15 protein-coding genes are annotated in these 13,612 nt (G+C 68.8%); 6 read left to right on the top strand and 9 right to left on the bottom strand.

Annotated elements, in window-relative coordinates:
* Positions 1-192 (bottom strand): dihydrofolate reductase (locus C474_RS01720; RefSeq protein ID WP_008383337.1); only part of this gene is annotated, 192 nt, incomplete at its 3' end.
* A gap of 1 nt (position 193) precedes the next feature.
* Positions 194-1,195 (bottom strand): thymidylate synthase, encoded by a 1,002-nt coding sequence (thyA, locus tag C474_RS01715; protein WP_008383335.1) that lies wholly within the window; start codon positions 1,193-1,195, stop codon positions 194-196.
* 129 nt (positions 1,196-1,324) lie between these two features.
* Here thyA and C474_RS01710 point away from each other — a divergent pair, with 129 nt between their 5' ends.
* On the top strand, positions 1,325-1,903 hold the full coding sequence (locus C474_RS01710) for an MBL fold metallo-hydrolase (RefSeq protein WP_008383332.1): 579 nt from the start codon (positions 1,325-1,327) through the stop codon (positions 1,901-1,903).
* A gap of 6 nt (positions 1,904-1,909) precedes the next feature.
* On the opposite strand, the gene C474_RS01705 is transcribed toward C474_RS01710, so the two are convergent.
* The 4 genes from C474_RS01705 to C474_RS01690 form a co-directional block, all read right to left on the bottom strand.
* Positions 1,910-2,215: a DUF5827 family protein gene (locus C474_RS01705; RefSeq protein WP_008383330.1), complete on the bottom strand. Its 306-nt coding sequence runs from the start codon at positions 2,213-2,215 to the stop codon at positions 1,910-1,912.
* Between the two features lie 141 nt (positions 2,216-2,356).
* Positions 2,357-2,956: a superoxide dismutase gene (gene sod / locus C474_RS01700; protein WP_008383329.1), complete on the bottom strand. Its 600-nt coding sequence runs from the start codon at positions 2,954-2,956 to the stop codon at positions 2,357-2,359.
* 102 nt (positions 2,957-3,058) lie between these two features.
* A complete protein-coding gene (locus tag C474_RS01695) occupies positions 3,059-3,676 on the bottom strand; it encodes a DJ-1/PfpI family protein (protein ID WP_008383327.1) in 618 nt (205 codons plus the stop codon).
* 111 nt (positions 3,677-3,787) lie between these two features.
* Complete coding sequence (locus C474_RS01690; RefSeq protein ID WP_008383325.1) at positions 3,788-5,194, bottom strand: cryptochrome/photolyase family protein; 1,407 nt, start codon at positions 5,192-5,194, stop codon at positions 3,788-3,790.
* Positions 5,195-5,539: 345 nt separating this feature from the next.
* Here C474_RS01690 and C474_RS01685 point away from each other — a divergent pair, with 345 nt between their 5' ends.
* Positions 5,540-6,379 (top strand): hypothetical protein, encoded by an 840-nt coding sequence (locus tag C474_RS01685; RefSeq protein ID WP_008383323.1) that lies wholly within the window; start codon positions 5,540-5,542, stop codon positions 6,377-6,379.
* A gap of 61 nt (positions 6,380-6,440) precedes the next feature.
* Here C474_RS01685 and C474_RS01680 read toward each other — a convergent pair whose 3' ends face one another.
* A complete protein-coding gene (locus tag C474_RS01680; protein ID WP_008383321.1) occupies positions 6,441-7,115 on the bottom strand; it encodes a 6-hydroxymethylpterin diphosphokinase MptE-like protein in 675 nt (224 codons plus the stop codon).
* A gap of 185 nt (positions 7,116-7,300) precedes the next feature.
* Positions 7,301-8,485, bottom strand: coding sequence for a dihydropteroate synthase (gene folP / locus C474_RS01675; RefSeq protein WP_008383319.1), 1,185 nt, complete (start codon positions 8,483-8,485; stop codon positions 7,301-7,303).
* Between the two features lie 116 nt (positions 8,486-8,601).
* Here folP and C474_RS01670 point away from each other — a divergent pair, with 116 nt between their 5' ends.
* The 4 genes from C474_RS01670 (at position 8,602) to C474_RS01655 (ending at position 11,564) form a co-directional block, all read left to right on the top strand.
* A complete protein-coding gene (locus C474_RS01670; RefSeq protein ID WP_008383317.1) occupies positions 8,602-9,177 on the top strand; it encodes a hypothetical protein in 576 nt (191 codons plus the stop codon).
* Positions 9,178-10,014, top strand: a complete 837-nt coding sequence (locus C474_RS01665; RefSeq protein ID WP_008383316.1) for an RNA methyltransferase — start codon at positions 9,178-9,180, stop codon at positions 10,012-10,014.
* Positions 10,015-10,162: 148 nt separating this feature from the next.
* Positions 10,163-11,092 (top strand): M48 family metalloprotease, encoded by a 930-nt coding sequence (locus tag C474_RS01660; RefSeq protein ID WP_049916640.1) that lies wholly within the window; start codon positions 10,163-10,165, stop codon positions 11,090-11,092.
* Positions 11,093-11,150: 58 nt separating this feature from the next.
* Positions 11,151-11,564 carry a hotdog family protein gene (locus C474_RS01655; protein ID WP_008383312.1) on the top strand — a complete coding sequence of 138 codons (414 nt, stop codon included), beginning with the start codon at positions 11,151-11,153 and terminating at the stop codon, positions 11,562-11,564.
* Here the strand turns inward: C474_RS01655 and gatE are convergent.
* Positions 11,561-13,483, bottom strand: coding sequence for a Glu-tRNA(Gln) amidotransferase subunit GatE (gene gatE / locus C474_RS01650; protein WP_008383310.1), 1,923 nt, complete (start codon positions 13,481-13,483; stop codon positions 11,561-11,563). The two genes, C474_RS01655 and gatE, sit on opposite strands and share 4 nt — an antisense overlap.
* Positions 13,484-13,612 lie beyond the last annotated feature (129 nt).

Raw genomic sequence — 13,612 nt, 5'->3', positions numbered from 1 at the left:
GCTCTCGTACGTCTTCCGGCCCACGACGACGGGGTGGCCCGTCGTCGTCTGCTTGAAGTGCGCCATGTCCTCGGGGAGGTGCCACGGCATCCCGCCGTCTCGTCCGATGACGCCGTTCGCGGCGACGGCGGCGACGAGGACGAACTCGACGGAGTCGGCGTCGGCGTCCCGGGGAGAGTCGCTCCCGACCATCTCACTCGGCCACCGCGAACCGAATTCCTTCGTCGGGGTCGTAATCGCGCAGTTCGATATCGTCGTGGGTGAGTTCCTCGAGGGGCACGTCCGCCACTTCGATGGTCGGCTTGGCGCCGGGTTCGCGGGCGCACTGCCTCAGGAGGCCGGGGACGTGGTCGTAGTCCTCCTCGCCGTCGGGTTCCTCGGGCGCGGCCGCGACCACCCAGTCGCGCACGTCGAGGTACTCCTCTCGCGAACCCACGCTCGCGAGTCGCTCCTGCAGGTCCGAGAGGTGCTCGCCGTACCACGCGCCGCGTTCGCCCGTCCCGCAGTAGACGTGCGCGTCGACGACGGTGTGGGCGAACTTCCCGACTTCGAAGCCCGTCCGCTGAGCGACGGCGTGCGCGAGGAGGGCGTACGCCGCGACGTTGAACGGGACGCCGAGGGCGATGTCGCCCGACCGTTGTGTGAGGTGGAGGTTCAGTTCGTCGCCCTGCACGTTGAAGACGAACGAGTAGTGACACGGCGGCAGGGTGGAGACGGCGGCGTTGGCGGGGTGCCAGGCGTTGACGACCATCCGGCGCGAGTTCGGGTTCTCGCGGAGGGTGTCGAGGACGTACTGTATCTGGTCGAACGTCCGTTCCCCGTCGTTCATCCAGCGGTGGGAGTCGTCGGGCCACGCCTCGCCCGGCAGTCCCTCCTCGGGGACGGGGAAGCGCCGCCAGAAGCGGCCGTACGCGGTGTCGAGGTGGCCCTCGTCGTCGGCCCACGCGTCCCAGATGCCCGTCTCCTCGCGCAGCGCCCGGATGTGTTCTTCGCCCGACAGATACCAGACGAACTCGTGAATCAGCGAGTTCCAGCGGAACCCGGAGAGGTCCTTCGTCGTGAGGAGGGGAAAGCCCTCCCGCAGGTCCACCTCGTAGTGGCGGCTGAACGACGAAATCGTGTCGACGCCGGTGCGATTCGGCTTGTGGTGGCCGCCGGACAACACGTCGGAGACCAAGTCGAGATACTGACGCATGGGGAAGTTGGTGTTACGATTGTGGACACAGTTGCTGCCTAAAGAGTGTGCGATACGGGTTCGACTTGCCGAGTGACAGGGTCCGGCCAGAGAGAAAGACGAAAGTTCCGTTCGCGTCTACGCGCATCCGTGATAACCAACCTCGCGCAGGGAGTGCAGGCGTTCACGAGCAACGTCTTTCTCGTCACCGGCGACACCACCGCGCTCGTCGACCCGGGGGCGAACTTCGACGTCGTGCCCCGAATCGAAGAGCACGTCGACGAACTCGACCGCGTGTACCTCACCCACACTCACTCGGACCACGTCGACAACGTCGACGCCGTCCGGGAGGCGTTCGACGTGGAGACGTGGGGCTTCGACGCCGACCGCCCGGAGGTCGACAACGCGATAGCCGACGGCGAGGCGGTTCCCATCGGCGACGACGACTACGAGGCGCTCCACACGCCCGGACACAAGAACGACCACCTCTGCTTTTACTCGCGCGCGGCGGGCGTCCTGTTCGCCGGCGACTTGGTGTTCGCCAACGGCGGGTTCGGCCGAACGGACTTGGAGGAGGGAGACCGACCGACGCTGATAGACAGCCTCGACAGACTCCGCGAGGCGGTCGAGGAGGACTTCGCCGAGATGCACGTCGGCCACGGACCGAGCGTCACGCGGCAGCCGTTCGACGACGTCGAGACGGCCGGGCGCGCCGCCCGGATGGGGTGATTCGGGCTACTCGTCGGCGTCCTCGGGAATCTCGTCCGCGGGGCGCGACTGCGATTTGAGACCGAAGTAGCCCGGTTCGTCGCCCTCCGGGTCGTTGATGACCAACTCGTCGGCGTGCGCCATCAGCCACGGCACCGTCCAGACGACGATTCGGTCCTCCGTCTCGGCGTCGAGTTCCGTCTCCGGGTCGAGTCCCTGCAGGACGCGCGACATCTCGGGGACCGTGTACATCAGGTCCTCCTCCAGAATCTCCTCCGGTTCGTACAGTTGGTAGGGGTACAGCGTGTCGAACTCGTCTTTCGATTTGGGCATACCGACACAGTCGCCGCCGGCGCACGTAAGCGCGGTGACTGCGCGGCGTCGGGGGAACGGACGCGTCGCTGGCGGCGTGATGCGGCGTCGAAAGAAAGTCGGGGTGTACGCTCGAAGCGAGTGAACTCCGAGTCTCGTCGCTTACTCGAACAGCTGAACGGCTTCGTTGTAGCGGGAACTGGACTCCTCCCAGTCGACGACCTCGAAGAACGCGTCGATGAAATCGCCGCGCGCGGGGCCGTAGTCGTGGTAGTAGGAGTGCTCCCAGACGTCCAGCGCGAGGATGGGGTGGGAACCCCAGAGTGCGCCCTGGTCGTGCTTGTCGACAACGACGTTGTGCAGCTGGTTCGAGAACGAATCGTAGACCAACAGCGCCCATCCGCTGGCGTTCTTGGCGGCGGCCTCGAACTCGCCCTTCCAGGCGTCGTACGAGCCGAAGTCCTCCTCGATGCGGTCGGCGAGGTCACCCGAGGGTTCCTCGCCGCCCTCCGGCGACATGTTCTGCCAGAACAGGTCGTGGAGGATGTGCCCGCTGCCGTTGTGGGTGACGTTGCGCAGCGCACTACCCGACGAGGAGAAGTCGCCCTCCTCGCGGTTGGATTCGAGGGTTTCCTCGGCGCTGTTCCAGCCGTTCACGTAGCCCTGATGGTGCGTGTCGTGATGCCACGTGAGCACCTGCTCGGAGATGTGCGGTTCCAGCGCGTCGTAGTCGTACGGTAGGGGGTCGAGTTCGTAGCTCATGAGAGATTCCTCCACTCCGTATTTGTCTCGGACCGCTGTTAAACGTTGAGGAGTGCTATGCTAACACGACACTGTCATATTCGGTGACCGTCTCTCGGACGGCTACTTTCCCGCCGGGGCGCTTCGCCGTTCGTACTCGATTTCCCGGGCCACGCGCTCGGCGGTGTCGATTCCGCACTCGCGTTCGACGAGGTGGAGGGCGAGGTCCAACCCGGAGGTGACGCCGCCGGCCGTGAGCACGTCGCCGTCGTCGACGAACCGCGCCTCGGTCACGATGGCGTCCGTCGCCCGGAGGTCGTCGAGCGCGCTCGCGTGCGTCACGGCGGGCCGGCCGTCGAGGACGCCCGCGCGGGCGAGGAGCATCCCGCCGGTACAGACGCCGGCGGTAACGTCCCCGCGGTCGGCGTGCGCGGCGACGGCGTCGGGAATCGCCCCCCGTTCGGCCTCCATCCCCGCGCCGGGTTCCGTCGGGTCGGCCCACCCGCCGCCGGGGACGAGGAGGACGTTCGGTCCGCCGACGTCCGGGTCGTGGGCGTCTCCGAGCGTCCCGTCGACGCCGACGCGGAGGCCGTGACTCGCCGTCACCGATTCGGCCTCCGCGAGCGTGACCAACCGCGCCGCGCAGTCCGCGCCGAACGCGCCCGCCGTCTGGAACACCTCGTAGGGGCCCACGGCGTCGAGTTCGTCGAAGCCGTCGTAGAGCAGGATTTCGACGTCCATACCGGGGCATCAGTGGCCGCGAGTAAGAGTGTATGCTCTCCGAGGATACCGACTGCAGGCGCCGGAAACGGCCCGCGTCACCGTCGCTGCCGCCTCTGCCAGCAGTTTCGCTCAGTCGTCCCCGTCGTCGCCGCGCGCGTCCTCGAACATCGAGATGGCCGCCTCGCGGCGTTCGGAGTGGTCGACGATGGGGGCGACGTAGTCGGGCGCGGCCGATTCGCGCTCGGTCGGCGACAACTCGGGCCAATCGTGAACCGTCTCGGGGTCGGCGTCGCGGAGTTCGGGGACGTGCTCTTTGATGTAGGTCGCCTCGGGGTCGTAGCGCTCCCCCTGCGTCGCCGGGTTGAACACGCGGAAGTAGGGTTGCGCGTCGGTGCCGGTGGAGGCGGCCCACTGCCAGCCCCCGTTGTCGTTGGCGGTGTCGTGGTCCGCGAGGTGCTCCCGGAAGTGCGCGTACCCCTCGCGCCAGTCGAGGAGGAGGTCCTTCGTCAGGAACGAGGCGACGAGCATCCGCACCCGGTTGTGCATGTACGCCTCCGCGCGCAACTGCCGCATCCCCGCGTCGACGATGGGGTAGCCCGTCTCGCCGTCCTTCCACGCGGTCAGCGCCGCCGCGTCGTCGCGCCACTCGATCCCGTTCTCGTACGACTTGTAGTTCTCCGTCACCACCTCGGGGTTGAAGTAGAGGACGTGCGCGTAGAACTCCCGCCACGCCAACTGCGATTGGAACTCCTCGACCGACTCGGCCTCCTCGCCGTCGGCTTCCGCCGCCGCCTCCTCGGTCGCCTCGTACACCTCCCGAACCCCGACGGTCCCCCACTTGAGGTCCGTCGAGAGCCGCGAGGTGGCGTCGCGTTCGGGGTACTCGCGGTCCTCGGCGTAGCGGTAGATGGCGTCCGCGCAGAACGACGATAGACGTTCGCGGGCCGCCTCGGTACCCGCGTCGGGCACCTCGGCGGTCGGTTCCTCGAACCCCAGGTCTCCGATGCCGGGCAGGTCCTCGCCCGTCACGTCGGCCAGCGAGTCGGCGTCCGGCGCGGGGTAGGGGCCGGCCTTCTCCCGGTCGCGCCACTTCTTCCAGAAGTAGGTGTACACGGAGTACGGGTCGCCCGCGTTCGTCGTTATCGACCCCGGTTGGTGGTGAATCGCGTCGTGAACGGACTCGCGGCCGACGCCCGCGTCGTCCAGCGCTCGCCGCACCGCCGCGTCGCGGGTCCGCGCGAGACCCGAGTAGTCTTGGTTCCAGACGACGCGCTCGGCGTCGTACGCCGCCGCGAGGCGCGGAATCTCTTCGACCGGGTCGCCGCGGGCGACGACGAGGTCGGAGCCGCGTTCGCGGTACTGCTCCCGCAACCCGGCGAGGGCGTCGAGCATGAACCGGACCCGCGCGGCACCGGCGTGCGCCAGCACGTCGTCGTCGAACACGAAGGCGGGAACGACCTCGTCCGCGTCCGCCGCCGCCGCGAGACCGCGGTTGTCCGACGCGCGCAGGTCGCGCCGGTGCCAGTGAAGTTGCATACCAGTGGCAAGGACGAGATACGCCTCAAACTACCGGCATCGAATGAGAAACTCTCTCACACTCGGAGAACGCGCCCGCAGTTTCGGATCGTTCGTCCGCACCGTTCCGTTTTGGTGAACGTTATTCGCCGGTATCCGGTGATTAGCTTCGGGTCGATTCAGCGATGCAGAACATAATGGTCGATAGGACAGGCGAAAAAACGGCCGATATGTCGTGAATTGGGAGTAAGCGCCGCATACCTAACCCGGAGCATTCGTTGGGTTCTGGTAGTGGCGAGAGTGTTCGACCGCGTCCGTAGACGCACCGCGACTGCAGGTACGTCCGTCCGTTCGATAGCCCTCGCCGTGCGACGCCGCCGAGACCCCCGCGTCGTCGTGCTGACCGTCGCGGCGTTCGCCGTCCTCGCGGGCGTCGTCGTCGGGACGGTGGCGCGGTGGCCGACCGCCGGCGTCGTCGTCTCGTTCGTCCTCGTGGGGACGGCCGCGGTCGTCGTCGCCGACAACCCGGAGTTCCGCGCCGCGGCCCGCCGACTCCCCCGCCGCGCCGTCGCCGGCGCGCGCAGTCTCTCCAGCGACGACGACCCGTCTCGACTCCCCGCGGAGTCCGGCGTCGACCCGGTCGAGTCGCACCTCCGCGGCGCCGACCTGCTGGTCGACGGCGAGGGCGATATCCCGCGCATCGACCCGGCGTTCGAACGGGCGTGGCGTCGCCGCATCGTCTCGATGGGCGACCGGAGCGAGGACACCGCGGCCCTCGCCGACCTGCTCTCGGTCCCGCGCCGCGACGTGGAACTGTCGTGGGAGGCCGAAGACGGGACGCTCGTCGCCTCGGTCCGCGACCGACCCGCGGGCCGGTGGCCCTCGCGCGCGGCGTTCCTCGCCGACGTCACCGCCGTCGAGGAGTTCCGAACTCGCTTCCCCGAGTGGTGGGCGCTGGACTCGACGGCTCGAACCCGCGTTCTCGCGGCGCTCAGGCTCTGTCTCGACTGGTGTCCGGCGTGCGACGGCGCCGTCTCCGTCTCCCGGGTCGGCCGGCGGGGTGGCGACCCTGCCTCCGCCCGCCTCGCGCGCGAATCGGTCCTCGCGGCCACCTGCGGGGCCTGCGCCTCCCGTCTGTTCGAGGCGTCCGTCGATCCCGTACGCGTCGACCGGCCTCGCCGACCCGACGCCGACGCGGAAGCCTGAACGCGCCCCGTCTGCGACCACTCCGGAACACTCCGGAACTCGGGACCGTCCGTCTCTCCTCTCACAGCGGCCGTATCGACTCCCGCCGTCCGTCCAGCACCGCGAACCGCTCGCCGCGGCGCCGTTCGAGGAGGTGCAGCAGTCGCTCCGCCCACCGCAGTTTCCGCGCCTTCGCGGCGTCGACGCTCGGGTCGTCGAAGTCCCACCCGACGAACCGGAGTTCGGCGGCTCCGAACGCGTCGGCGAGGAACGCCGCGCGGTCGCCGTCGGTGAATCCGCCGAAGTTGACGACGTTCTCGACGGGGGCCGCCTGCGTCGTCGCCAGTACGTGTCCGGCGTCGAACCGGGGCATCCACCGTCTGACGGCGGGGACGTTGTCGCCGTGGGCGTGCGCCGCCACCGGCCGTCCGGCCTGCGTGCGCTCTCTCGCCGTCTCGGGGTTCTTGTCCAAGTCGGTCACCATCAGGTCGACGCGGTAACCCGCCTCGCGGACGACGTCCGCCGCCGTCGACGCGGCGAACACCCGGTCGGCGTCGGCGACGGCGTCGACCTCGTCCCGAAGCGACGGCGCGGCCCCGACGACGGCCACCGTCTCGCCCGCGCAGTCGACTCTGCCTGCGTCGAACGGACGCGCGTACTCGGCCATCGCGTCGCGGGCGCGTTCGTCGCCCTCCCGCGGGTAGCCGAAATCGGACAGAATCCGCTCGTAGACGGGTTCCCAGTCGGTGAACTCCATCGGTTAGGACTCCGCAAAGATAGTTCGGTGTGGGCCGGAATGGCACCAAGTACCCCTACCCGTGTGCCCTTCCGGCTTCCAGTGGGCTGATTCTCGACCGTCCGGCATAAGTTTTCTCTTAACTAAGTGTCGATACGAAATGCACATAGGGATACTCTCGTGGCTCTATAGCTATTCTCGGGCGCTCAGAATACTTTTCGGGTCACCGAGTTGAGCGCCGACCGGAGCGCCTCGGACCCCCCTTCGGCGACCGTCGCCGCCTCGCGGAGGGCGCGGGGGGTTCCGAAGAGGAGGACGTCGTGCCCGGCGGCCGCCGGGGCCGTCGCCCCTCGTGCGAGTGTCGCGCCGGCGTCTCCCGCCGCCGCGGCGAGCGTTCGCACGTCGCCGTCGGAGAGGCCGTCGAGTTCGAAGACACGGACGACGGACTCCTCGGCGACGGACGCCGGCGCGTCGACGCCGAGTCGGTCGAGGTGGCGTTCGGCTTCCCGCGGCGTCGTCACGTCGAGTTCCTCGACGCTCAGGCGGTCGGGACTGGAGTCCGAATCGGCGTCGCGAGTCCGTCGTCGGGCGAACTCCCGTCCGACGAGCGCGGCGTCCCGCGTCTCCGCCACGTCGTGCGTCCGGACGACGTGCGCGCCGCGTTCGACGGCCATCGAGGTGGCCGCCAACGAGACCGGAAGCGCCGCCTCGGTCTCCCGTCCGGCCACCTCGCGGAGGAAGTTCTTCCGGTTGATGGAGACGAGTATCGGCCGGCCGTAACCGCGGAACTCGCGGAGGCGGCGGAACGTCTCCCGGTCGTCCTCGAGCGTCTTCGCCTCCGACCACCCGCCGAAGGCGGGGTCGACGACGGTCTTGTCGGTGAAGCCGTTTCGCGCGAGGGCGTCGTAGATGTCGTCCACCTCCTCCACCGCGCCGGGGCGTTCGAGGTCCGGCGGGGAGGCCATCTTGACGACGGCGGCGTCGTGGTCCTCGCAGACGGTCGGCATCTCCGGGTCGGCGAAGCCGCAGATGTCGTTCACCATGTCGAACCCCCGCGAGAGCGCCTCGTCGGCCACCTCGTGGTAGCGCGTCTCGATGGAGAAGACGGCGTCGCCGGAGACGCTCTCTATCGCCTCGACGGCGGTGTCGAGGCGGTCCAGTTCCTGCTCAGCCGACAGCACCTCGAAGCGCTTGTTCGCCGACTCCAACCCCACGTCGACGATGTCGGCGCCTTCGCCGACGAGGGCGGCGTCGACGTGCTCGGCCGCCTCGCCGGGGTCGTCGAACACGCTCGGAGCGTACGGCGACTCCTTCGAGACGTTCAGGACGCCCATGATGCGCGGCGGTCGGTCGTCACCGATTTCGAGTCCGGCCGCGTCGACGGTCTGCATGTTGTGGGGTGGTAGGATGGGACCGACATATGCGGTCCGGTCTCGGCGCCCCTCGCTGCCACCGTCGAACGCCCGAGTCACGCTCTTTTTATCCGCGCGCCCGCTACTCTCCGCTCATGGCGAAGGTCAGCATCGGACTCCGCGGGTGGCGCTTCGACGAATCCGAGGTGTTCACCGACGAGGGGGAGTTCCGTGCGCTCGACGAGGTGCCGGAGGACGCCCGAACGCGACTCATCCGACTCACCTACCTGCAGTCGAAACCCTGCGACGCCTGCTATCTGGTGCACGGCGAAGGGGAGAAAAAGCGCTGTAATCCGGCGAAGGTGGTGTACGGCGAACCGATGGAAGAGGTGCTCCTCTGCCCCGACCACGAGGTGGACTTCTTCTACTGGTACCGCGAGGCCGGCGGGTCCGACTACCGCGGCGAGGAGACGTTCCGCGACGAGTTCCACGAGTGGTTCGCGGCCGGCGGCCGCGCGCCCGACGACTACGAGGGGCCCGACCACGTCGACACCGACCCGAACGAGCTCCCGACGCCGCCCGACCCGGCGGAACTCAACCGCCGTCTCAACGAGGGACAGGAGGGCAAGCGCAAGCGCATCGACTTCAAGAAGGGCGAGATAACGTACGAGGACTGGAACGACGAGGACCAGAACCGACTCGACTTGGGGCAGGACTACCCCACGGAGTAGATGGCTCGCAGTCACAAACCGGTCGTCGTCGTCGTCGAACCCGAGACGCCCGGAAACGTCGGCACCATCGCCCGCGCGATGAAGAACTTCGGGCTGACGGACCTCAAACTCGTGAACCCGCCGGAACTGGAACCCGACGGCGAGGCGTACGGGTTCGCCGGCCACGCCCGCGAGGACGTCCTCCCGAACGCCGAGGAGGTCACCTTCGATGAGATAATCGAGGAGTACCACACCGTCGGGACGACGGCCATCACGAACGAGGACAGCCGAAAGCACGTCCGATACCCGTTCAAGACGCCCGTCGAGGTGCGCGAGAGCCTGGAGACGGTCGACACGAAGACGGCCCTCGTCTTCGGCCGGGAGGGCCGCGGCCTCAACAACGACGAACTCTCGCGACTCGACGAGGTGTGCTCCATCCCGGCCAGCGGCGAGTACCCCGTGTTGAACCTCGGACAGGCGGCGACGGTGCTGTTCTACGAACTCCGCTCGCTCACCGTCGCGGAGACGCAGTTGCCCGACGTGGAACGCGACAGGGCCGAAGAGGCGGACATCGAGCGCTTCTACGATAACTTCGGGGCGTTCCTCGAACGCGTCGAGCACCGCGACCACAAGCGGCCGAAGACGATGCGCATGATGCGCCGCGTCGTCGGACGCGCCCACCCGACCGACCGGGAGGTCCACACGCTGACGGGCGTGTTCCGCCGCGCCACCGATCGATTGGACCGGTTCGGGAGCGAAGCGCGCGAAGAGCGGGACGGGCGTGACGGGCGCGGAGAGCGAGACGAGGAGGCCAACGAGGGAGCGCAGACCGGCGAACCTGGCGGACGCGACGACTGAATCGACCGCCGACCGCTCCCGACTCTCTCGCCCGCCGCCGACGCTCGGTTGGCCACCTCGCCCGCCGCCGAACGAACCGTTTTGACGCTCGATTCCCTACTGACGGTCGATGTCCGCCTCCTCCGCCCGCGGCGGGATCCGACTCCTGATGTTTCTCGTCGGCGTCGTCGTCCTCCTGTTCTACGGACTGCTGGCGTACGGCAGTTACGTGGCGCTGGCGACGCTGTGGCGTCTGCGCCCCGACCCGACCACGGCGGTCCTCGCCGTCGCCGTCCTCACCGTCGTCTTCGGCTACCTCAGCCTCAGAGTCGGGACGGCGCGCCTCCTCGTTCAACTCGACGCCCGCGAACTGCCCAGAGAGCGGAGTCCCGGCGTCTACGAGGTGTTGGACGGCCTCGTCGGACGGATGGACGTGGAGACGCCGCGGCTGATGGTGGTCCGACTCCAGACGCCGAACGCGTTCGCCCTCGACACCGCGGGTCGCGACACCGTCGTCGTCGACGCGGCGTTGCTCCGCCTCCTCGACCACGCGGAGTTCGAGGGGCTGTTGGCGCACGAACTGGCGCACCTCGAACGCCGCGACAGCCTCGTCCAGACGCTCGCGTTCAGCGCCGTCCAGACCGTCGTCAGCCTCGCCTACACCGTCGTCTCGCCCGTCGTGTTCCTCGTCAGCGGCCTCGCCTTCGCGGCCGCGTGGTTCCGCGGCGACCCCGCCTCGTGGGCCGAGACGGTCCCCGGACGGGTGCGCCAGCGTCTCGAACAGGGGGTCGCGCTCGCGATGGCCGCGGTGACGCTGTTCGCGCGGGCGCACTCGCGCCGCCGGGAGTACGCCGCCGACGCCCGCGCCGCCGCCGTCACGGGACGGCCCCTCGCTCTCGCGCGTGCGCTGGAGAAGATAGAGCGGGCGGCGACCCCCGAGTTCGGCATCCTCTCGCCGCTGTGGATCCGCGGCGAGGTGGAGTCCGGCGAGGAACACGCCCTCCGGGACCTGTTCTCGACGCATCCGCGGACCGAGGACCGGGTCGAACGACTCCGCCGCCGCGCGGCGGACGACCGAGTGCGAGTCGAGATTCGCTGACGCGACCGGGTCGAGGGCGGAGACAGGTTCTTCCGCCGGCGGCGAGTGCGTCCGAATCATGTCCCAGTATCCGAGCGAAGGAGACACGCACGTCGTGGAGCGGTCGTTCTCGACCGAGGAGGTCAGGCAGTTCGCGGCCCTCTCGAACGACGACCAGCCGAGACACACCGAACCGGACGAGGACGGACGGTTGCTCGTCCACGGCCTCCTGACGGCGACGCTGCCGACCGAAGTCGGCGGGGACCTCGGGGTGCTCGGTCGTTCGTTCACGTTCGAGTTTCAGCGGCCGGTGTACACCGGCGACAGCGTCCGCTGTGAGTGCGTCGTCGAACGCGTCGAGGAGCGAGACGACCGGTACGACCTCTCGGTGGACGTGACCTGTACGCGGAAAGTGGACGCCAGACCGGACTCCGAATCGGAGTCAGAGGTGGTGATGAGGGGGACGGTGACCGGACTCGTGCGGAAGTCCTAAGCGCGTTTCTGTATCTCCTCGCGGAGCACCGAACTGACGACTTCGCCGTCGGCCTTCCCGCGGAGGGCGCCCATGGCCTCGCCCATCAGCGCCGAGAACGCGCCCATGCCCTGCTCTTCGACCTGCGCGCGGTTTCGCTCGACGACTTCGCTCACGGCGTCGCGCACCTCGGCCTCGTCGACGCCCGAGAGGCCCGCCTCCTCGACGGCCGCCTCGGCCGTCAGCGACGGGTCCTCCGCGAGGGCCGTCAGCACGTCGTTGACGCCCTCCTTCGCCAATTCGCCGTCTTCGACGAGGTGCATGAGGTCGAGGAGGTGGTCGTCGGAGACGTTCCCGACGGCCACGTCGTCGCGGCGGAGTTCGGTCAGCGTCGATTCGAGGAGGCCGGCCGCGAACGTCGCGTCGACGCCCTCGTCGGTCGCGCGTTCGAAGAGCGGCATCTTCCGGCCGTAGGCGACCTGTTCGGCGAGGCCGGAGCCCAGACCGAACTCCGATTGGTAGCGTTCGACCTTCTCGGTGAGCAGTTCCGGCGTCTCGACCTCGGAGGGGTCGAGTTCGACCGGCGGCACGTCCGTCTCGGGGTACATCCGCGCCGCGCCGGGCAGGGGGCGGAGATAGCGCGTCGTGCCGTCCTCGTTCGCGCCGCGGGTCTCCTCGGGGACGCCCGACAGTGCCGCCTCCGCGCGGGCCTGCACGGCGTCGATGGCCAACGCCGCCGTCTCGGGGTCGGTGGCGACGATGGCGACGGCGTCCTCCTCGCCCGCGCCGACGGCCTCGCGGAGGGCCGCGACTTCCGCCTCCGTGACGCCGTAAGCGGGCAGTTCGTCGGTGTGGAAGATGCCGCCCGCGCCGTGGCGCTTGGCGTGGTCCGAAAATTCGGTCCCGAGGCGGCGGTCGGGTTGAATCTCGCGGCCGACGAGGCCGTCGAAGCCGAACAGGGGGACGGCGCGGACGGCGCCGCCCGAGGAGAGGGCGCCGCCGATGACGCCCGAGTCGGTGTCCGATCGCGGGCTCTGCCCGCTCGCGTGGTCCGCGGAACTTCGTTCCGCGCTATCCTCGAACACCTCGGTCACGTCCGTCGTCTCGCCGACCGAGGCGTCTCGGTCGCGCAGTTCCTCGCGGATGTCGAGCAGTTCGACCTGTCGGCCGACCTCCTGTCTGACGATGTCGTCGATGGTATCCAGCGCCTGCACGCCCTTTATCTCTACGCGCGCGCCGTCGGCGATGGAGACGTTCACGTCCTGCCGGATGGTGCCGAGACCGCGCTTGACCTTCCCCGTCGAGCGTAACAGCATCCCGATGGTCTCGGCCGCCTCGCGCGCCTGTTCGGGCGAGGAGATGTCCGGCCGGGTGCCGATTTCGACGAGCGGGATGCCCAGTCGGTCGAGCGAGAAAGTGACGCCGTCGTCCGTCTCCTCGACGCGTTGGGCGGACTCCTCTTCGAGCATCAGGTCCTCGACGCCCACGGGGCCGTCGCTCGTCGCTATCTCGCCGTCCTGCGCGACCAAGGAGGAGCGCTGGAAGCCCGAGGTGTTCGAGCCGTCGATGACGAGTTTGCGCATGACGTGCGCTTGGTCCACCGCCTCCATGTCCAGGAGGGACGCTATCTGCATGACCACCTCGCGCGCCTCACGATCGAGGCGGTGCGGCGGTTCGTCGTCCTCTTCGACCAGACAGGTGGTGTCGTAGGCGAGGTACTCGAACTCGCGTTCGACGCGGCTCTCCTCTAAGGCCGCCTCGTCGAGTTCGCCGAGTTCGCTCTTCGTCGGGTGGAGAAACCGGGTGAACGTCCGCTCGGCGTCGTCGGGGTCGCGAATCGCGGTCGGACACCCGCAGAACAGCTTCGTCGCGGTGTCGAGCTGCTGGTGAATCTCCAGCCCCGCGACGAGTCCGAGGTCCTCGTAGTCGTACGCGCTCATTGATAGCCAATGCGAGTGCGGGGTGTAAAAAGGATTCACAACGGGCGCCGGCGCGCCCGACCGGGGCCGTCGGCGGAGGCGCTCCTCACGTCTCGAATCGGCGGGCGGACGCGGTCGATGCCGCGCCCG

Source organism: Halogeometricum pallidum JCM 14848, from assembly GCF_000337095.1.
GTDB lineage: Archaea > Halobacteriota > Halobacteria > Halobacteriales > Haloferacaceae > Halogeometricum > Halogeometricum pallidum.
Note: the sequence above shows the minus strand (reverse complement) of the source record. Positions and strands in the feature narration are given on the sequence as shown.